At 72.1% G+C, this 18,125-nt stretch carries 19 protein-coding genes; 14 read left to right on the top strand and 5 right to left on the bottom strand.

The window, feature by feature from the left end; translation table 11 throughout:
- Nucleotides 1-53: 53 nt before the first annotated feature.
- Complete coding sequence (gene glmM / locus ACWDZ7_RS01410) at nucleotides 54-1,412, top strand: phosphoglucosamine mutase (RefSeq protein ID WP_451793916.1); 1,359 nt, start codon at nucleotides 54-56, stop codon at nucleotides 1,410-1,412.
- On the opposite strand, the gene ACWDZ7_RS01405 is transcribed toward glmM, so the two are convergent.
- Together ACWDZ7_RS01405 and coaA are read right to left on the bottom strand one after the other, a co-directional pair.
- Complete coding sequence (locus tag ACWDZ7_RS01405; RefSeq protein WP_451793915.1) at nucleotides 1,409-2,359, bottom strand: DUF389 domain-containing protein; 951 nt, start codon at nucleotides 2,357-2,359, stop codon at nucleotides 1,409-1,411. The two genes, glmM and ACWDZ7_RS01405, sit on opposite strands and share 4 nt — an antisense overlap.
- A gap of 59 nt (nucleotides 2,360-2,418) precedes the next feature.
- On the bottom strand, nucleotides 2,419-3,417 hold the full coding sequence (gene coaA, locus ACWDZ7_RS01400) for a type I pantothenate kinase (RefSeq protein ID WP_451793914.1): 999 nt from the start codon (nucleotides 3,415-3,417) through the stop codon (nucleotides 2,419-2,421).
- Nucleotides 3,418-3,525: 108 nt separating this feature from the next.
- On the opposite strand from coaA, the gene ACWDZ7_RS01395 reads away from it, so the two are divergent.
- From ACWDZ7_RS01395 to ACWDZ7_RS01370, 6 genes are all read left to right on the top strand, one after another.
- Nucleotides 3,526-3,894 (top strand): holo-ACP synthase, encoded by a 369-nt coding sequence (locus tag ACWDZ7_RS01395; RefSeq protein WP_451793913.1) that lies wholly within the window; start codon nucleotides 3,526-3,528, stop codon nucleotides 3,892-3,894.
- 575 nt (nucleotides 3,895-4,469) lie between these two features.
- On the top strand, nucleotides 4,470-5,906 hold the full coding sequence (locus ACWDZ7_RS01390; RefSeq protein WP_451793911.1) for an NAD(P)H-hydrate dehydratase: 1,437 nt from the start codon (nucleotides 4,470-4,472) through the stop codon (nucleotides 5,904-5,906).
- Between the two features lie 34 nt (nucleotides 5,907-5,940).
- A complete protein-coding gene (gene alr / locus ACWDZ7_RS01385) occupies nucleotides 5,941-7,101 on the top strand; it encodes an alanine racemase (protein WP_451793910.1) in 1,161 nt (386 codons plus the stop codon).
- Nucleotides 7,102-7,134: 33 nt separating this feature from the next.
- Nucleotides 7,135-8,400 carry an alpha/beta fold hydrolase gene (locus tag ACWDZ7_RS01380; protein ID WP_451793908.1) on the top strand — a complete coding sequence of 422 codons (1,266 nt, stop codon included), beginning with the start codon at nucleotides 7,135-7,137 and terminating at the stop codon, nucleotides 8,398-8,400.
- Between the two features lie 10 nt (nucleotides 8,401-8,410).
- Complete coding sequence (gene tsaE / locus ACWDZ7_RS01375) at nucleotides 8,411-8,923, top strand: tRNA (adenosine(37)-N6)-threonylcarbamoyltransferase complex ATPase subunit type 1 TsaE (protein WP_451793907.1); 513 nt, start codon at nucleotides 8,411-8,413, stop codon at nucleotides 8,921-8,923.
- 147 nt (nucleotides 8,924-9,070) lie between these two features.
- Nucleotides 9,071-9,256 (top strand): hypothetical protein, encoded by a 186-nt coding sequence (locus ACWDZ7_RS01370; RefSeq protein WP_451793905.1) that lies wholly within the window; start codon nucleotides 9,071-9,073, stop codon nucleotides 9,254-9,256.
- A 33-nt stretch (nucleotides 9,257-9,289) separates the two neighbouring features.
- On the opposite strand, the gene ACWDZ7_RS01365 is transcribed toward ACWDZ7_RS01370, so the two are convergent.
- The gene (locus ACWDZ7_RS01365; protein WP_451793904.1) at nucleotides 9,290-9,841 is read right to left on the bottom strand and encodes a hypothetical protein; all 552 of its coding nucleotides are present in this window, start codon (nucleotides 9,839-9,841) and stop codon (nucleotides 9,290-9,292) included.
- 112 nt (nucleotides 9,842-9,953) lie between these two features.
- Here ACWDZ7_RS01365 and tsaB point away from each other — a divergent pair, with 112 nt between their 5' ends.
- From tsaB to ACWDZ7_RS01345, 4 genes are read left to right on the top strand one after another with little or no spacing between them, the layout of a single operon-like run.
- A complete protein-coding gene (gene tsaB, locus ACWDZ7_RS01360; RefSeq protein WP_451793903.1) occupies nucleotides 9,954-10,610 on the top strand; it encodes a tRNA (adenosine(37)-N6)-threonylcarbamoyltransferase complex dimerization subunit type 1 TsaB in 657 nt (218 codons plus the stop codon).
- Nucleotides 10,611-10,669: 59 nt separating this feature from the next.
- Entirely contained in the window at nucleotides 10,670-11,152 is a 483-nt protein-coding gene (rimI, locus tag ACWDZ7_RS01355; protein WP_451794151.1) for a ribosomal protein S18-alanine N-acetyltransferase, read from the top strand.
- Entirely contained in the window at nucleotides 11,145-12,257 is a 1,113-nt protein-coding gene (gene tsaD / locus ACWDZ7_RS01350; protein WP_451793901.1) for a tRNA (adenosine(37)-N6)-threonylcarbamoyltransferase complex transferase subunit TsaD, read from the top strand. The genes rimI and tsaD overlap by 8 nt, the downstream gene beginning before the upstream one ends.
- Nucleotides 12,254-12,511, top strand: a complete 258-nt coding sequence (locus ACWDZ7_RS01345) for a hypothetical protein (protein WP_451518104.1) — start codon at nucleotides 12,254-12,256, stop codon at nucleotides 12,509-12,511. The genes tsaD and ACWDZ7_RS01345 overlap by 4 nt, the downstream gene beginning before the upstream one ends.
- A gap of 3 nt (nucleotides 12,512-12,514) precedes the next feature.
- On the opposite strand, the gene ACWDZ7_RS01340 is transcribed toward ACWDZ7_RS01345, so the two are convergent.
- Nucleotides 12,515-13,102 carry a class I SAM-dependent methyltransferase gene (locus ACWDZ7_RS01340; protein WP_451793900.1) on the bottom strand — a complete coding sequence of 196 codons (588 nt, stop codon included), beginning with the start codon at nucleotides 13,100-13,102 and terminating at the stop codon, nucleotides 12,515-12,517.
- 165 nt (nucleotides 13,103-13,267) lie between these two features.
- Nucleotides 13,268-14,518, bottom strand: a complete 1,251-nt coding sequence (locus ACWDZ7_RS01335) for a class I SAM-dependent methyltransferase (protein ID WP_451793899.1) — start codon at nucleotides 14,516-14,518, stop codon at nucleotides 13,268-13,270.
- 82 nt (nucleotides 14,519-14,600) lie between these two features.
- Between ACWDZ7_RS01335 and ACWDZ7_RS01330 the strand changes: the two genes are divergently transcribed.
- From ACWDZ7_RS01330 to groL, 3 genes are all read left to right on the top strand, one after another.
- The gene (locus ACWDZ7_RS01330) at nucleotides 14,601-15,551 is read left to right on the top strand and encodes a polysaccharide deacetylase family protein (RefSeq protein WP_451793898.1); all 951 of its coding nucleotides are present in this window, start codon (nucleotides 14,601-14,603) and stop codon (nucleotides 15,549-15,551) included.
- Between the two features lie 505 nt (nucleotides 15,552-16,056).
- The gene (groES, locus tag ACWDZ7_RS01325; RefSeq protein WP_017239619.1) at nucleotides 16,057-16,365 is read left to right on the top strand and encodes a co-chaperone GroES; all 309 of its coding nucleotides are present in this window, start codon (nucleotides 16,057-16,059) and stop codon (nucleotides 16,363-16,365) included.
- 113 nt (nucleotides 16,366-16,478) lie between these two features.
- Nucleotides 16,479-18,107, top strand: a complete 1,629-nt coding sequence (gene groL / locus ACWDZ7_RS01320) for a chaperonin GroEL (RefSeq protein ID WP_451793897.1) — start codon at nucleotides 16,479-16,481, stop codon at nucleotides 18,105-18,107.
- The last annotated feature ends 18 nt before the right edge of the window (nucleotides 18,108-18,125 follow it).

Genomic DNA, 18,125 nt, shown 5'->3' with positions numbered 1-18,125 from the left:
GTCTGTGCTGCCGGGGCGTTCGTCTATCAGGAACGAACGTTCGGAGGACAGCAGTGGGACGACTCTTCGGCACGGACGGCGTGCGCGGTGTCGCCAACGCGGATCTGACGGCCGAGCTGGCGCTCGGACTCTCCGTGGCGGCGGCGCACGTACTGGCCGAGGCGGGCACCTTTGAAGGCCATCGCGCGGTGGCGGTGGTCGGGCGTGACCCGCGCGCGTCCGGGGAGTTCCTGGAGGCCGCGGTGGTCGCCGGCCTCGCGAGCGCGGGCGTGGACGTCCTGCGCGTCGGTGTGCTGCCCACCCCGGCGGTGGCGCATCTCACCGGTGCGCTGGGCGCCGACCTCGGCGTGATGCTCTCCGCCAGCCACAACGCCATGCCCGACAACGGCATCAAGTTCTTCGCCCGTGGCGGCCACAAACTCGCCGACGAGCTGGAGGACCGCATCGAGTCCGTGTACGAAGAGCACCGCACCGGCGCTCCCTGGCAGCGGCCCACCGGGGCCGGCGTCGGCCGGGTGAAGTCGTACGACCAGGGACTCGACCAGTACATCGCGCACCTCCTCGGCGTGCTGCCCAACCGCCTCGACGGACTGAAGATCGTCCTCGACGAGGCGCACGGCGCCGCCGCCCGTGTCTCGCCCGAGGCGTTCACGCGCGCGGGCGCCGAGGTCATCACCCTCGGGGCGCAGCCGGACGGGCTGAACATCAACGACGGCTGCGGCTCCACCCATCTGGGGCTGCTCAAGGAAGCCGTCGTCGAGCACAAGGCGGACTTCGGTATCGCGCACGACGGGGACGCGGACCGCTGCCTCGCCGTGGACCACACCGGTGCCGAGGTCGACGGCGACCAGATCCTCGCCGTGCTCGCCCTCGCCATGCGGGAGCACGGCTCGCTACGGCACGACACCGTTGTCGCCACCGTCATGTCGAACCTCGGCTTCAAGCTGGCCATGGAGGCCCAGGGCCTCTCGCTGGTGCAGACGGCCGTCGGCGACCGGTACGTCCTGGAGTCGATGAAGGAGCACGGCTTCGCCCTCGGCGGCGAGCAGTCCGGGCACGTGATCGTCCTCGACCACGCGACCACCGGCGACGGCACGCTGACCGGGCTGCTGCTCGCGGCGCGCGTCGCCGAGACCGGTCGTACGCTCGCCGATCTCGCCGGCGTCATGGAGCGGCTCCCGCAGGTCCTCATCAACGTGCCGGACGTCGACAGATCGCGCGTGAAGACCTCCGCCGAGCTGTCCGCCGCCGTCACCGACGCCGAGCGCGAGCTGGGCTCCACCGGCCGGGTGCTCCTGCGGCCCTCCGGTACGGAGCCGCTGGTGCGGGTCATGGTGGAGGCCGCCGACATCGAGCAGGCCCGGTCCGTGGCCGGGCGGCTCGCCGACGTGGTGAAGTCGGCGCTGGGCTAGGGCTTGTGGTGTGACGCGGCGGTACGTTCGCGCTGCGTGGCCCAGAGAGCCTTCTGGGCCAGCAGCGTGAGCGTGCCGGCGAGGACGATGCCGAGGAGATTCAGCAGGAGCTGCTCGGTGGAGCCCCACGCCTGCTTGTACTCGTTGTAGCTGAAGGCGACCGCGGCGTTCGCCGCCGCCGGGACCGTCGTCACGGAGATCGCCACTCCGACCAGGGCGCCCGACTTCGCCGAGGTGAGGGAGAGCGTGCCCGCCGCGCCCGCGAGGACCGCCACGACGAACGAGAACCAGTCCGGGCGGTAGATGAAGTTCGTGTTCGGGCGCTCCGCCTTCAGGGCGTCGTGCGTGAACAGGTCCGTCGCGTCCATGACGTAGCTGAACCCGACCGTCACCACCATCGCCACCAGGAAGCCCACGAGCAGCGCGGTCAGCGAGCGCAGCGCCAGCTTGGGCGCCCGCCGCACCAGGGCGGTGCAGAAACCGGCCAGGGGGCCGAATTCCGGTCCCACGGCCATCGCGCCCACGATCAGGATCGCGTTGTCCAGCACGACGCCGCAGGCCGCGAGCATCGTGGCGAGCGTGATGAACGCGACGTAGGTGATCGAAAGCGTCGACTCCTCGTGGGTCGCGTCGGTCAGCTGCTCCCACAGGACCGCGTCCGAGCCCTCTCCCGGCGCGTCGTGCTCCGCCTTGTCGGCGCGCTCGGAGAGGGAGAGGTCGATGTTCTCGACCGAGATCGAGCCGCACTTGTCGAGGTCCAGCGCGCGCAGACCGCTTATCAGCTCGTCGCCCGCCTCACGGGCGACGTCGCACATGATGACGTCGCCCGCGGGGTCGCGGGCCGCGCCCGGCACCACGGCGAGATGCGCGGTGCCGGTCGTCCCCTCGATCAGACGCAGTACGTCGTCGGTCTTGTTCGCGGGGGAGATCAGGCGCAGGTGCAGCATGTCGGCAGAGTAGTCGGGTGGTGGGGGAGGGCAGGGCGGGGTGGTGGTGGGGTCGGTGTTCAGAGCTTGCGCAGGCTCAGGCGCTGGACCTTGTGGTCGGGGCCCTTGCGGACCACGAGGGCGGCGCGGCCGCGGGTGGGGGCCACGTTCTCCAGGAGGTTGGGTCTGTTGATGGTGCGCCAGGTGGTGCGGGCGTAGTCGAGGGCCTCCTCCTCCGACACCTGCGTGTACTTGCGGAAGTACGAGGACGGGTTCTGGAAGGCGGTGTCGCGCAGCTTCTTGAAGCGGCTCAGGTACCAGCGTTCGATGTCCTCCGTGCGGGCGTCGACGTACACGCTGAAGTCGAAGTAGTCCGCGAGGCCCACACGGGTGCGGCCGTCCTTGCCGGGGAGTGCGGGCTGCAGGACGTTCAGGCCCTCGACGATGAGGATGTCGGGGCGGCGGACCGTGAGGCGCTGCCCCGGCACGATGTCGTAGATGAGGTGGGAGTAGACGGGGGCGGTGACCTCCTCCTTGCCCGCCTTGATGTCCGCCACGAAGCGGGTGAGGGCGCGGCGGTCGTACGACTCGGGGAAGCCCTTGCGGGACATCAGGCCGCGGGCTTCCAGTTCCTCGGTGGGCAGGAGGAAGCCGTCGGTGGTGACGAGTTCCACGCGGGGGTGTTCCGGCCAGCGGGAGAGGAGGGCCTGGAGGAGGCGGGCGACGGTGGATTTCCCGACGGCCACGGAGCCGGCTACTCCTATGACGAAGGGGGTCCCGGACTGGGAGCCCTTCTCGCCCAGGAAGGTGTTGAGGGCTCCGCGCAGGCCGTCCGTCGCGCCTACGTAGAGGTTCAGGAGTCGGGACAGCGGGAGGTAGATGTCGCGGACCTCGTCCAGGTCGATGACGTCGCCGAGGCCGCGGAGCTTCTCCACCTCCTCCGCCGTCAGGGGCAGAGGCGTCTTCTCCCGGAGAGCGCTCCACTCGTTTCGGGTGAGGTCGACGTAGGGAGTCGCCTCCGGCTTGTGCCGGTGGGCGCTCCGCGGCGCCTTCGCAGGCGCGGAGACCGAAGAGATCACGGTTCATTGTTACGGCTGTTTGAACGGTGAGGGGGTGGGGGGTGTGGTGGGGTGTGTCACCCTGGGCCGGTGTTTTTTGCGTGATCGGGTGATTTCTGGGGTGAGCCTGTGATTATCGGGGTCGGCATCGACGTCGCGGAGATCGAGCGGTTCGGGGCGGCGCTGTCCCGGACGCCGGGTATGGCCGAGCGGCTCTTCGTGGAGAGCGAGTTGCTGCTGCCGAGCGGGGAGCGGCGGGGGGTCGCGTCACTGGCGGCCCGCTTCGCGGCGAAGGAGGCGTTGGCCAAGGCGTTGGGGGCGCCGGGGGGGCTTCGGTGGATCGACGCCGAGGTGTATGTCGAGGAGAGTGGGCAGCCGCGGGTGCGGGTGCGGGGGACTGTGGCTGAGCGGGCTTCTGTGCTGGGGGTTCGGGCGTGGCATGTGTCGCTCAGTCATGATGCGGGGGTGGCTTCGGCGGTGGTGGTGGCGGAGGGGTAGGGGGCTGGCGGGGTCTGGCGGGGTCTGGCCCCTGGGCCTTGGGTGGTGCCGTCTGCGCCTTGGGTTCGTCTGTGGGGCGGGGCCGCGGGGGTATGTGCGTGCTCGCCATCTTGGTGTGGGCGTTGCTTTGCTGCTGGGTTAGTTCTTCCACTGTGCTCCGCTCGCACATACCCCCACGTCCCCTCGCGCGCGCTCGCGGCTGCGGGCCGTCGTGGCTTGCCAGCTCCTACGAACCACTCCTGCGGTGCGGGGCTTCCCGTCTGCCCGCCGTGTGTTCCCACACCCACTTCCGCAGTGCGGGAGTTCCCCGTCCGCCGCGTGTTGCCGCGCCTGCCTTTGCGGCGGTGCGGGGGTTTCCCGCCGCCCACTGTGTGTTCCCATGCCTACCTCTACAGCGTGGGGAGTGCCCTGCCCGCTCTGTGTTGCCGCGCCTGCCTTTGCAGCGCGGGAGTTTCCCACCCACCCATGTTCTTACGCCCACACCGCAGCGCGGGGTAAACGGGTGGATGGGTGGGAGACGTCCGCCGCGGAGCGGCGGGGTAGGGATGCCACCGGCGGCGGGGGAGACTGGAGGGATGCGGACTGCGTATGGCGTGGAGAGTGTCAGGGGCGCGGAGCGGGAGGCCATGGGCCGGGGGCCCGAGGGAGCGCTGATGCGGAGGGCGGCGGCCGGCCTGGCCGCCGAGTGCGCGCGGCTGCTCGGCAAGGTGTACGGCGCGCGGGTCACGCTGCTGGTGGGCAGCGGGGACAACGGCGGCGACGCCCTGTACGCCGGGGCGAGGCTGGCCCGGCGCGGGGCGGGAGTCAGCGCGGTGCTGCTCGCCCCCGACCGCACCCACCCCGGCGGGCTCGCCGCGCTGCGGGCCGCCGGGGGCGTGATCGTGGACGGGGACGAGGCGAGGGCGGAGGGCGTGGTCGCCTCGTCCCGGCTGGTCGTGGACGGAATCGTGGGCATCGGGGGGCGCGGCGGACTTCGCGAGCGCGCCGCCCGGCTCGTCGCCGCCGCGCGGAACGCCCTGGTCGTCGCCGTGGACCTGCCGAGCGGCGTCGACGCGGACACGGGCGAGGTGCGCGGCGAGGCGGTGCGCGCCGATGTGACGGTGACCTTCGGGGCGTACAAGCCGGGGCTGCTGATCGATCCGGGACACGAGTACGCCGGTGTGGTGCGGCTCGTCGGCATCGGGATCGAACTGCCTGCGGACGAGGGGGTGTTGGAGGCTCTTCAGTACGTCGATGTGGCGAGGCTGCTGCCCGAGCCGAGCGGCGAGAGCGACAAGTACCGGCGCGGCGTCGTCGGGATCGTCGCCGGCTCCGCGCGGTACCCGGGCGCCGCCGTGCTCTGCGTGGCGGGCGCGCTGCGTGGCGGCGCGGGCGCGGTCCGGTACGTGGGGCCTGCCGCGGACGCCGTCATCGCGAGGTTCCCCGAGGCCCTGGTGTCGGCGGGGCCGCCGTCGAAGGCGGGGCGGGTGCAGGCCTGGGTCGTGGGCCCCGGGCTCGGGGACGACGAGGAGCGGCTGCGGGACGTGGTCGACGCCGATGTGCCCGTACTGATCGACGCGGACGGGCTGCGGCTCGCGGGGGAGCGGGAGGTGCGGGCGCGGCGCGCGCCGACGCTGCTCACGCCGCATGCCGGGGAGGCCGCCGCCCTTCTGGGCGTTTCCCGCGCCGAGGTGGAGGCGGGCCGGCTCTCCGCCGCGCGCGAGCTGGCGGGGCGGTTCGGCGCGACCGTTCTGCTGAAGGGCTCCACGACGCTGGTCGCCCCGACGGAGCGCGCCGTACGCGTCAACCCCACCGGCACCCCCTGGCTCGCCACCGCGGGCAGCGGCGACGTGCTCTCCGGCCTTGCGGGCTCCCTGCTCGCGGCGGGCCTCGACGCGCGGGACGCGGGTTCGGTCGGCGCATACCTGCACGGCCTGGCCGCGCGCCGCGCGGCGGACGGCGCACCGGTGGCGGCACAGGACGTGGCCGATGCGATTCCGGGTGCGTGGAGGGACGTACGGAGGCCGGACTGATCCGGCCTGTGGCGGCTCTGAGAGACTGGGCGCGATGAACGAGACAGCCCCTTTCCGTGTCCGCGCCGAGATCGACCTCGGCGCCCTCCGCGCCAACGTGCGCTCGCTGCGCGCCCACGCGCCGGACGCCGCGTTCATGGCCGTGGTGAAGGCCGACGGGTACGGCCACGGAGCGGTGCCCTGCGCCAGGGCCGCCGTCCAGGCGGGTGCCGCCTGGATCGGTACCGCGACGCCGGAGGAGGCCCTGGCCCTGCGTGCCGCGGGTCTGCCGGGGCGGATCATGTGCTGGCTGTGGACACCGGGCGGGCCCTGGCGCGAGGGCGTCGAGGCCGGTCTGGACATGTCGGTGAGCGCGGTGTGGGCGCTGCGTGAGGTGACGGCGGCCGCCCGCGAGGCGGGCCGCACCGCGCGCGTCCAGCTCAAGGCCGACACGGGTCTCGGGCGCAACGGCTGCTTGCCGGCCGACTGGCCCGAGCTGGTCGCCGAGTCGCTGCGCGCCGAGGCCGATGGGCTCGTCGCCGTCACCGGCCTCTGGTCGCACTTCGCGTGCGCCGACGAGCCGGGGCACCCGTCGATCGCCGCCCAGCTCTCCGTCTTCCGCGAGATGGTGGCGTACGCCGAGGACCAGGGGATACGCCCCGAGGTGCGGCACATCGCCAACTCTCCGGCCACGCTCACGCTCCCGGACGCCCACTTCGATCTCGTACGGCCCGGCATCGCGATGTACGGCGTCTCGCCGAGCCCCGAGGTGGGCAGCCCCGAGGAGTTCGGGCTGCGGCCCGTGATGAGGCTCACCGCCTCGCTCGCCCATGTGAAGCACGCTCCGGGGGGTCACGGCGTCGGTTACGGGCATCAGTACGTCACCCCGGGCGACACGACCCTCGGCCTCGTCCCGGCGGGGTACGGCGACGGCATTCCGCGCCACGCCTCCGGTACGGCCCCGGTGCTCGTCGACGGCAAGTGGCGGACGGTCGCGGGCCGCGTGGCGATGGACCAGTTCGTGGTCGACCTCGGCGGGGACGAGCCCGAAGTGGGCGCCGAGGCGGTGCTGTTCGGGCCCGGCGACCGCGGCGAGCCGACCGCCGAGGACTGGGCGCAGGCCGCGGGCACCATCGCGTACGAGATCGTCACCCGCATCGGATCGCGTGTCCCGCGCGTCTATGTGAATGAGCGGCTCGGCATCGGAGAGATGTGAACGAGCGGTCCGACCACTGACTAGGAGCGGCACGTGAGCGAGAGCACCACGGGGGCCGCCGCGGCGGAAGCGGTGACGGAAGCCGTGACAGAGGCGGTGACGGAGGTCGCCGCCGCGGCCGGGAACTGGCGCCGGGCCGGGGTGGCCGGTGCCGCTCTCGGCGTCATCGCCGCCGGTGCGGCCGCGGGGGTCGCCATCGAGCGGCTCACGGTCGGCCGCGGCATGCGCAAGAAGGCCCGCCTGGCGCTCGACGCCGCGGGGCCGTACGGCTCGCTGCGCGGCATGCCGGGCACGGCGTACGCGGACGACGGCACGGAGCTTTCGTACGAAGTCGAAGAGGGCGAAGAGGGTGTAGGGGGCGAAGGGGTCGGGACGGGCAGTGGGCGGGGTGCGCGCGGGCGGAGGTTCTTCGGGCGCCGCGCTCCCGCGCCCGTCACCGTCGTCTTCAGCCACGGCTACTGCCTGAGCCAGGACTCCTGGCACTTCCAGCGGGCCGCCCTGCGCGGCGTGGTCCGCGCCGTCTACTGGGACCAGCGCAGCCACGCCCGCTCCGGGCGCGGCGTCGACCAGGTGGAGCGGGGTGTGCCGGTCTCCATCGACCAGTTGGGGCGCGATCTGAAGGCCGTCATCGACGCGGCCGCGCCCGAGGGGCCGCTCGTCCTCGTCGGGCACTCCATGGGCGGTATGACGACCATGGCCCTGGCCGACCAGTTCCCGGAGCTGGTCCGGGAGCGCGTCGTGGGCGTCGCCCTCGTCGGTACGTCGTCGGGGCAGCTCGGTCAGGTGAATTTCGGGCTCCCGGCGGCCGGGGTGAACGCGGTCCGGCGGGTGCTGCCCGGCGTGCTGCGGGCGCTCGGCTCGCAGGCCGAGCTGGTGGAGCGGGGGCGGCGGGCCACCGCCGACCTCTTCGCAGGGGTCATCAAGCGCTACTCGTTCTCGCGCAGGGACGTGGACCCGGCGATCGCGCGGTTCGCCGAGCGGATGATCGAGTCGACGCCGATCGACGTGGTCGCGGAGTTTTATCCGGCGTTCAACGAGCACGACAAGGCGGCGGCGCTCCGGCACTTCACCGAGCTGCCGGTGCTGGTGCTGGCCGGGGCGAAGGACCTGGTCACGCCGAGCGAGCACAGCGAGGCGATCGCGGCCCTGCTGCCGGACGCCGAGCTGGTCCTGGTCCCGGACGCCGGGCACCTGGTCATGCTGGAGCACCCCGAGGTGGTCACGGACCGGCTCGCGGAGCTGCTGGCCAGGGCGGGCGTCGAGCGGGCGGCGGCCGACGCGGGGTCGACCAGCGGCTAACGTGGGCGGTATGGAAGCACCGCACCACCAGGCCCCCGCCAACGTACTCACGATCACCGTCAACTCCCCCGAACAGATGGGCGAGTTGGGTCGCCGCCTGGCGAAACTCCTGCACCCCGGCGACCTCGTCATGCTCACCGGCGAGCTGGGCGCCGGCAAGACGACGCTGACCCGCGGCCTCGGCGAGGGCCTCGGCGTGCGCGGCGCCGTCACCTCACCGACCTTCGTCATCGCCCGCGTCCACCCGCCGCTCGGCGAGGGGCCCGCGCTGGTGCACGTCGACGCGTACCGCCTGGGTGGCGGGCTCGACGAGATGGAGGACCTGGACCTCGACGTCTCGCTGCCCGAATCGGTGATCGTCGTGGAGTGGGGCGACGGCAAGGTCGAGGAGCTGTCGGACGACCGGCTGCACGTCGTCATCGACCGCGCCGTGGGCGACACGACGGACGAGGTGCGCGAGGTGACGCTGACCGGGCTCGGTGAGCGGTGGTCGGGCGCGGATCTGGCGTCGCTGGCGGCCTAGGCGTCGCGGATCCGGTGCGTTCACCCGAAGGTTCCGACAAGTCGTCGGCAAGATGTTGCGTCGCGTACGCCGCGCGTGGTCACATGGGTACCGGTACTGGTTAGGTCTACCTAACCACGTCTGCCCCCGGGAGCCCAGGAGGCATCCATGTCGGCTTCAGAACGTGACGCGAAGGCACCACCGCGGCCGCCGCGCGGCCTGCCGGGACCTCTGGCCGTCTCGGGCTTCCCGCCCCCGTCGATGAGTGAACTGCTGGCGTCCTGCGCCGCCGCGACCGCGGTCTCCACACCGCCGCGCGATCCGGCGCCGGCCGACGGCGCCTCTACGGAGTAGGGCCGTCCGTCCCACTGACCGGGGAACGCCGACTCAGGGAACGACGACGACCTTCTTGCCGTGCAGCGCGAACTCCCACATCGCGTTGCCGTGCGCCCGCGACTCGCGGATGCCGCCCGTCTTCTTCGACGGGTCCGGTTTCGGCGTCGCGCCGTCGAGCGCCGCGCTGAAGCCGATCGTGATCCCGTCTACGCTCGTGAAGCGCACGACGTGCTCGACCGGCACGCCGTCCGTACCGGTGACGGAGCCCGAGCGGGAGCCGACGCGGTAGGTGCCCGGCGCCGGGTCGACCGAGCCCGGCGTCACCTTGAACGTCATCCGCACCTTCCCGGAGGGCTCGACCAGCCAGACGCGGTCGTCGCGCAGGGAGTACACGACCCGCTCGCCCGCGCCGGAGGGCGCGGGCACGGCCGTCGGGTTCGCCTTGTCCTTGGGGGCGCGCGGGGCGGAGGCGGCGGGGGACTTCTCGGGGCGCTTGGAGAGGCTGTCCGGCACGTTGGCCGAGGCCTGATAGGCCAGGAAGCCGACCGCGGCGACCGCGGCGGCGGTGAGCCCGGCCACAAATCCCGAGCTGCTCCTTGACACCTTGCGCCACCCACCTTTTCGTACTGCGTACGGCTACGGAGTGACGGTAGCAGCAGGCACCGCACATCCCGGGGCGGCCGTGCGCCGGGCGCCGGAGCCGTAGGCTGTTCGCGTGCTCTTGCTCGCTCTTGATACCGCAACGCCCGCCGTCACCGTGGCCCTGCACGACGGTTCCGCCGTCGTGGCCCAGGCGAGCCAGGTGGACGCCCGCCGTCACGGGGAACTGCTGCTCCCGGCCGTCGACCGTGTGCTCGCCGACGCCGGCCTGAGACTCGACGCCGTCACCGGCATCGTCGTCGGCGTGGGCCCCGGCCCCTACACCGGGCTGCGCGTCGGCCTGATGACCGCCGACACGTTCGGCCTCGCGCTCGGCGTACCCGTGCACGGCGTATGCACGCTGGACGGCCTGGCGTACGCCAGCGGGATCGAGGACGGCCCCTTCGTGGTGGCCACCGACGCCCGCCGCAAAGAGGTCTACTGGGCGCGCTACGACAACGTACGTACGAGAGTGAGCGAGCCCGCGGTCGACCGGCCCGCGGACATCGCCGCCGAGGCCGAGGGGCTGCCCGTGGTCGGCGCGGGCGCGCTGCTCTACCCCGACATCTTCCCGGACGCCCGCGCCCCCGAGCACGTCTCGGCGGCGGCGCTCGCCTCGCTGGCCGCCGAGAAGCTCGCCGCGGGCGAGGCGCTCCTTGAGCCCCGGCCGCTCTATCTGCGCCGGCCCGACGCGCAGGTGCCGAAGAACTACAAGGTGGTCACCCCCAAGTGACCGAGGCGACCGATGCGACCGAGGTGACCGACGTGACCGAGCCCGCCGTGCTGCGCGAGATGCGCTGGTGGGACATCGACGCGGTGTTCGCCCTGGAGAAGGAGCTCTTCCCGGACGACGCCTGGTCGCGCGGCATGTTCTGGTCCGAGCTGGCCCACGCGCGCGGGCCGCTCGCCACCCGGCGCTACGTGGCGGCCGTGGACGGCGACCGCCTCGTCGGGTACGCGGGACTCGCCGCCGCGGGCGACCTCGCCGACGTCCAGACCATCGCCGTCGCCCGCGACCACTGGGGCACCGGGCTCGGCGCCCGGCTCCTCACCGACCTGCTCCAGGCCGCGACCGCCTTCGAGTGCGCCGAGGTCATGCTCGAAGTGCGGGTCGACAACACCCGGGCGCAGAAGCTGTACGAACGCTTCGGCTTCGAGCCCATCGGCTTCCGGCGCGGCTACTACCAGCCCGGCAATGTAGATGCCCTGGTCATGCGCCGCACCGATCCCTCCACCCCCGTATCCGGCGTACAAGGAACCGAGATTCATGGCTGACTCGCGCGACGAACCCCTCGTCCTCGGCATCGAGACCTCCTGCGACGAGACGGGCGTCGGCATCGTCCGCGGCACCACGCTGCTCGCCGACGCCGTCGCCTCCAGCGTCGACGAGCACGCCCGGTTCGGCGGTGTCGTGCCCGAGGTCGCCTCCCGCGCGCACCTCGAAGCGATGGTGCCGACCATCGACCGCGCCCTGAAGGAAGCGGGGGTGAGCGCGAAGGACCTCGACGGCATCGCGGTGACCGCCGGTCCCGGGCTCGCGGGCGCGCTGCTCGTCGGGGTGTCGGCGGCCAAGGCGTACGCGTACGCGCTCGGCAAGCCGCTGTACGGCGTCAACCACCTCGCCTCGCACATCTGCGTGGACCAGCTGGAGCACGGGCCGCTGCCCGAGCCGACCATGGCGCTCCTGGTCTCCGGCGGCCACTCCTCCCTGCTGCTCTCCGCCGACATCACCTCCGATGTACGGCCCCTCGGCTCGACCATCGACGACGCGGCGGGCGAGGCCTTCGACAAGATCGCGAGGGTACTGAACCTCGGCTTCCCCGGCGGCCCCGTCATCGACCGGTACGCGCGCGAGGGCGACCCGACCGCCATCGCCTTCCCGCGCGGTCTGACAGGGCCCCGCGACCCCGCGTACGACTTCTCCTTCTCCGGGCTCAAGACGTCCGTCGCCCGCTGGATCGAGGCGAAGCGGGCCGCGGGTGAGGAGGTGCCGGTGCGGGACGTGTCGGCGTCCTTCCAGGAGGCGGTCGTCGACGTGCTGACCCGCAAGGCCGTGCGGGCCTGCAAGGACGAGGGCGTGGACCATCTGATGATCGGCGGCGGCGTGGCCGCCAACTCGCGGCTGCGCGCGCTCGCGCAGGAGCGGTGCGAGAAGGCCGGGATCCGGCTTCGCGTGCCGCGCCCGAAGCTGTGCACGGACAACGGCGCGATGGTCGCCGCCCTCGGCGCGGAGATGGTGGCGCGCAACCGTGCGGCGTCCTCCTGGGACCTGTCGGCGGACTCCTCGCTGCCGGTGACGGAACCGCACGTGCCGGGGCACACGCATACGCACACCCACGATCACGTGCACGAGGTCAGCAAGGAGAACCTGTACCCGTGACCGTCGCGCTGATGTGGGAGGCCCGCGCCGTCGAAGGGCGTGGCGAGGAGCTGCTCGCGTGGGCGCGGGCGCAGCGGCTGGCCGGTGAGCCGGTCCGGCGTGAGCACTTCCGGGCGCCGCGGGACCGGGTCCTCGTCGTCACCTGGTGGGATGCCGCGTACGACGCCGAGCTGCCGGAACTGCCGGAGCCGACGGCGGAGTTGGTGACGCGGGCGGTGCACCGCTGGCGGTTCGAGTCGGTCGACGCGGGCTGACGTTCAGCGGTTCCGGTACGTCAGCAGGTACCGCCAGAGGAGCAGGTGCCGCACGCTGCCGCCAGGCAGGAGGCGGGCCGCCTCCGCGCGGACCTGGGGGAGCGTCATGTCCGGCTGCCGTACGGGCGCCTTGAGCGGCGGCTTCGGTTCGCCGCGCAGCCGCTCGCCCGCGTAGACCGCCATCCGTGCCACGGCGTTCACGGGGGACGCCACGGGGTCCCACCACGTCGCCCCGCGGTAGCAGCCGAGGACGAGCAGGGTGCCGCCGGGGGCGAGTGCGGCGCGCAGGCGCGTGACCGTGGTGAACGGCATGTGGTGCAGGCTCGCCAGGCACGTGATGACGTCGTAGCGGCCCTCGGGCAGCTCCTCCTCGGTCACGTCCGCCCGCCGGTAGCGGGGGCCGCCGCCGGCTTCCTCGGCCGCGGCGATGACCTCGGCGGACGGGTCGATCGCGTCGACCTCGTAGCCGCGCGCCGCGAGACGGCGGGCGAAGCGGCCGGTGCCGCAGCCGACGTCCAGGGCGGTGCGGCCGCCCGGCGGCAGCCGGCGCAGGAGCAGCGGGTGGTAGTGGTCGTTGTGGTCGAAGGGCATGCGGGGAGCCTGGCACGTGGGGGACCTCCTTGAACGGCTCGGGCGGTCCGCGGAGGCGCGGGCGGAGTTCGAGCGGGCGGCGGCGTCAGGGCTCCGCCCGGGGTTCCTGGGCAGGCGCCGCCCCTGTGGCGTGCCGTCTCGGGGCTCCGCTGCGGACCCCGCTCCTCAAACGCCGGAGGGGCTGGAATCGACCGGCTGCCCGATCAGCATCGTCGGCGCCCCCGCCACCCGCGTCAGGAACACCGTCGCCGCGTTCTTGCCCTGTGGCTTCACCTTGCGGCGCAGTTCCTCCGGTTCCACCGCCGAGCCCCGCTTCTTCACCGTCAGGATCCCGACCCCCCGCTCACGCAGCAGCGCCTTCAGCTTCTTCACGCCGAAGGGGAGCTGATCGGTGATCTCGTACGCCACCGCGTACGGCGTCGCCCGCAGCACGTCGGAGGTGACGTACGCGATGGTCTCGTCGATCAGTCCGCCGTCGACCCGGGCCGCGACCTCGGCGACCAGGTGCGCGCGGATGACGGCGCCGTCCGGCTCGTACAGGTACCGCCCCACGGGCCGGACCTGGGGGTCGGGCAGCATCGCGTCGAGCGAGCTCCACAGGGAGACGTTCCGGGGCAGGAGCGTCGCGCGGTGCGAGGCGGGGGAGCCCGTGCCGAACCACAGCACGGCCTCCTTCACGTCCCCGCCGTCCGAGATCCACTCGGCCTCGGCCTCGGCGGGGACCGCCTCGTGCGGGATGCCGGGGGCGATCTTCAGCGCGGCGCGCGGGGCCTTGCGGGCCGCCTCGACCGCCCAGGACAGGGGCGGGGAGTAGGACTCGGGGTCGAAGATGCGGCCGCGCTTGGAGGAGCGCCGCGCCGGGTCCACGAAGACGGCGTCGTACGCCGATGTGTCGACGTCCGTGACATCGGCCTCCCGGACCTCGATCAGGTCGGCGAGGCCGAGCGCCTCCGCGTTGGCGCGGGCGACCGCGCAGGTCAGCGGGGAGCGGTCGACGGCGAGCACGGAGATTCCGGCCCGCGCGAGGGCGATCGCGTCGCCGCCGATGCCGCAGCAGAGGTCGGCGAGGGAGCGCACTCCCAGCGCCTTGAAGCTCTCGGCGCGGTGCGTGGCGACGGAGGCGCGGGTGGACTGCTCGACCCCGTTCGGCGTGAAGAACATCCGGGCCGCGTCCTCGGCGCCGAACTTCGCCGCGGCCCGGCGGCGCAGGTGCGCCTGGGCGAGGGCGGCCGAGACCAGCGGCGCCGGGTGATCGCGGCGCAGCCGGGTGGCCGCGGCCAGCTCCTGCGCGGGTTCGACGTCCCGCACCTCGTCGAGCAGGGCCCGGCCCTCGGCGGTGAGCAGGGCGGAGAAGGCGGCGAGGGCGTCGGGGGTGTCCGGGGCGCTCGGCGTGTTCGGGTCGTTCACCTGCCCCATTGTGGGCCAGTCGGTGGATGGTGCGCGGCCGGCGGCGGTGTCGGCCCCTGGGCAGGGGCGTGAGCTGGGAGGATCCGGCGCCATGCAACTAGTACGACAAAACGAGGAATCCACCGTAAGACGGAAGAATCGGACGCGTTTCGTGGCGGCGGCGCTGACCGTCACGGCGATCGCCCCGGGCTGCGCATACGAGGGCGTCCCCGCGGGTGGTCCCGGGGGCGGCCCCGACGCCGTGAAGCCGGTCCATGGCCAGCAGCGCCTCCAGGCCCCGCCCGCCCGCGCCCTCGACTCCTACGCCCAGCAGCTCGCCGCCGCCCGGGCCGCACGCGTCGCGGCCGCCAAGCGCTGGGGCCTCGCCAAGACGCCGCTGGCCGCGCCCGCCCCGCCCGCGGTCAAGCCGAAGATCAAGACCCGCAAGGGCTTCCAGGTCAAGGGCCATGCCAAGCTGCCGCCGGTCTTCACGACGATCCCGACCAAGCGGAAGGTCGTCTTCCTGACCATCGACGACGGCGCCGAGAAGGACCCGGCGCTGCTGAGAATGATGAGCGACCTGAAGATTCCGTACACGGCCTTCCTCAGCAACTACCTGGTCAAGGAGGACTACCGCTACTTCAGGAAGATGCGGGACCGCGGTGTCTCCCTGAACAACCACACCCTCAACCACCGCTATATGCCCGGACTCTCGTACGGGCGTCAGCTCCGCGAGATCTGCGGCATGCAGGACGTCATCGAGAAGCGCTACGGCAAGCGGCCCGAACTCTTCCGGCCGCCGTACGGCAACTACAACAAGAACACGCTGCGCGCCGCCAAGGCCTGCGGCATCAAGGCGGTGCCGCTGTGGGCCTCGGAGGCCTTCCCCGACCGCATGGAGTGGCGCGAGTGGGACCGCGACCTGCACCCCGGCGACATCATCCTCACCCACTTCCGGGGTCTCGAGGACTGGAAGGGCACCATGCCCGACATGGTCCGCCGCGTCATGAAGACGGTCACGGACAAGGGTTACGCGGTGGCCAGGCTGGAGGACTACCTGTGACCCGGCGGGCGCGAGCGCGCCGCCGCCTCCTCGCGGGGGCGCTCCTGTGCGGAGTACTCGCGCCCGCGCTGCTGACGTCCTGCGCGGAATCGGTCGACCCGATCGAACGGCTGGGCCGCAAAGCGGCGGAGAAACTGCCTCGCAAGGAAGAACCTGCCTGCGGGCAGGTGTTCCGCGGGGCGGACGCGGGGCAACGGGAAACAAGGTGGCCGCGCGCTGCCGAGACCTCTCCGAAGGAACCCCGGCCCCGGAAAAGTCGTTGCCCAGGCAAGGCCAGTGCCCCGTCCGCCCCGCCAAGGGGCACCCCCGCCCCGTAAAACCGACGCAGCCGATTGGCACTCCGCTTGACCGAGTGCTAATCGCCGTCCTAGTCTCGCTTCTGGCACTCCCCGTTGGAGAGTGCCAACAGCGACGGGCAGGTCCGGCACCCGCGACGACGGATCCACCTGGTCGCCACACCTAAGACTGTTAACCCCGTGAGATCTCCGAAGGGGGAGACCGGATCGTGACGACCACCAGCTCCAAGGTTGCCATCAAGCCGCTCGAGGACCGCATTGTGGTCCAGCCGCTCGACGCCGAGCAGACCACGGCCTCCGGCCTGGTCATTCCGGACACCGCCAAGGAGAAGCCCCAGGAGGGCGTCGTCCTGGCCGTGGGCCCGGGCCGCTTCGAGAACGGCGAGCGCCTGCCGCTTGACGTGAAGACCGGCGACATCGTGCTGTACAGCAAGTACGGCGGCACCGAGGTGAAGTACAACGGCGAGGAGTACCTCGTCCTCTCGGCTCGCGACGTGCTCGCGATCGTCGAGAAGTAACCACTTCACCAGCAGAATTGCTTTGAGCTGCGCCCCTGGTCACCCCGCTGATTGCCGGGCGGCGAGGGGCGCGGTTCGTTCACCCGAGTTTTCGAGAGGGCTGAATCGCTCCCATGGCGAAGATCCTGAAGTTCGACGAGGACGCCCGTCGCGCCCTTGAGCGCGGCGTCAACAAGCTTGCCGACACGGTCAAGGTGACGATCGGCCCCCGCGGCCGCAACGTCGTCATCGACAAGAAGTTCGGCGCCCCCACCATCACCAACGACGGTGTCACCATCGCCCGTGAGGTCGAGGTCGAGGACCCGTACGAGAACCTCGGCGCCCAGCTGGTGAAGGAGGTGGCGACCAAGACCAACGACATCGCTGGTGACGGCACCACCACCGCCACCGTGCTCGCCCAGGCCCTGGTCAAGGAGGGCCTGCGCAACGTCGCCGCCGGCGCCTCCCCGGCCGCCCTGAAGAAGGGCATCGACGCCGCCGTCGCGGCCGTCTCCGAGGAGCTCCTCGCCACCGCCCGTCCGATCGACGACAAGGCCGACATCGCGGCCGTCGCCGGTCTGTCGGCCCAGGACCCGCAGGTCGGCGAGCTCATCGCCGAGGCGATGGACAAGGTCGGCAAGGACGGTGTCATCACCGTCGAGGAGTCCAACACCTTCGGCCTGGAGCTCGACTTCACCGAGGGCATGGCCTTCGACAAGGGCTACCTGTCGCCGTACATGGTCTCCGACCAGGAGCGTATGGAGGCCGTCCTCGACGACCCGTACATCCTGATCCACCAGGGCAAGATCTCCTCCATCCAGGACCTCCTGCCGCTGCTCGAGAAGGTCATCCAGGCCAACTCCTCGAAGCCGCTCCTGATCATCGCCGAGGACGTCGAGGGCGAGGCCCTGTCGACCCTGGTCGTGAACAAGATCCGCGGCACCTTCAACGCCGTCGCGGTGAAGGCCCCCGGCTTTGGCGACCGCCGCAAGGCGATGCTCGGCGACATGGCCACCCTCACCGGTGCGACCGTCATCGCCGAAGAGGTCGGCCTCAAGATCGACCAGGTCGGTCTCGACGTGCTCGGCACCGCCCGCCGCGTCACCATCACCAAGGACGACACCACGATCGTCGACGGCGGCGGCAACAAGGCCGACGTCGAGGGCCGCGTCAACCAGATCAAGGCCGAGATCGACGCCACGGACTCCGACTGGGACCGCGAGAAGCTCCAGGAGCGCCTCGCGAAGCTGGCCGGCGGCGTGTGCGTGATCAAGGTCGGCGCCGCCACCGAGGTGGAGCTGAAGGAGAAGAAGCACCGTCTGGAGGACGCCATCTCCGCGACCCGCGCCGCGGTCGAGGAGGGCATCGTCTCCGGTGGTGGCTCCGCGCTCGTCCACGCCGTGAAGGTCCTGGAGGGCAACCTCGGCAAGACCGGCGACGAGGCCACCGGTGTGGCCGTCGTCCGCCGCGCCGCCGTCGAGCCGCTGCGCTGGATCGCCGAGAACGCCGGCCTGGAGGGTTACGTCATCACCTCCAAGGTCGCCGAGCTCGACAAGAACTTCGGCTTCAACGCCGCGACCGGCGAGTACGGCGACCTGGTCAAGGCCGGCGTCATCGACCCGGTCAAGGTCACGCGCTCCGCGCTGGAGAACGCCGCGTCGATCGCTTCCCTGCTGCTGACGACCGAGACGCTGGTCGTCGAGAAGCCGGCGGACGAAGAGGCGGACGCGGGCCACGGCCACGGCCACGGTCACTCGCACTGACCGGTGCGCTCTCTCTGA

Source organism: Streptomyces sp. NPDC003032, from assembly GCF_053591415.1.
The sequence above is the reverse complement of the archived record's forward strand: the minus strand, read 5'-3'. Positions and strand labels throughout refer to the sequence as shown.

Bases quoted from the DNA above. Each gene is read 5' to 3' on its own strand.
- groL (WP_451793897.1), top strand. From the start codon at position 16,479: ATGGCGAAGATCCTGAAGTTCGACGAGGACGCCCGTCGCGCCCTTGAG.
- tsaD (WP_451793901.1), top strand. From the start codon at position 11,145: ATGGCTGACTCGCGCGACGAACCCCTCGTCCTCGGCATCGAGACCTCC.
- ACWDZ7_RS01340 (WP_451793900.1), bottom strand. From the start codon at position 13,102: ATGCCCTTCGACCACAACGACCACTACCACCCGCTGCTCCTGCGCCGG.
- ACWDZ7_RS01390 (WP_451793911.1), top strand. From the start codon at position 4,470: ATGCGGACTGCGTATGGCGTGGAGAGTGTCAGGGGCGCGGAGCGGGAG.
- ACWDZ7_RS01370 (WP_451793905.1), top strand. From the start codon at position 9,071: ATGTCGGCTTCAGAACGTGACGCGAAGGCACCACCGCGGCCGCCGCGC.
- ACWDZ7_RS01330 (WP_451793898.1), top strand. From the start codon at position 14,601: ATGCAACTAGTACGACAAAACGAGGAATCCACCGTAAGACGGAAGAAT.
- tsaE (WP_451793907.1), top strand. From the start codon at position 8,411: ATGGAAGCACCGCACCACCAGGCCCCCGCCAACGTACTCACGATCACC.
- rimI (WP_451794151.1), top strand. From the start codon at position 10,670: ATGCGCTGGTGGGACATCGACGCGGTGTTCGCCCTGGAGAAGGAGCTC.
- ACWDZ7_RS01335 (WP_451793899.1), bottom strand. From the start codon at position 14,518: ATGGGGCAGGTGAACGACCCGAACACGCCGAGCGCCCCGGACACCCCC.
- alr (WP_451793910.1), top strand. From the start codon at position 5,941: ATGAACGAGACAGCCCCTTTCCGTGTCCGCGCCGAGATCGACCTCGGC.
- ACWDZ7_RS01405 (WP_451793915.1), bottom strand. From the start codon at position 2,359: ATGCTGCACCTGCGCCTGATCTCCCCCGCGAACAAGACCGACGACGTA.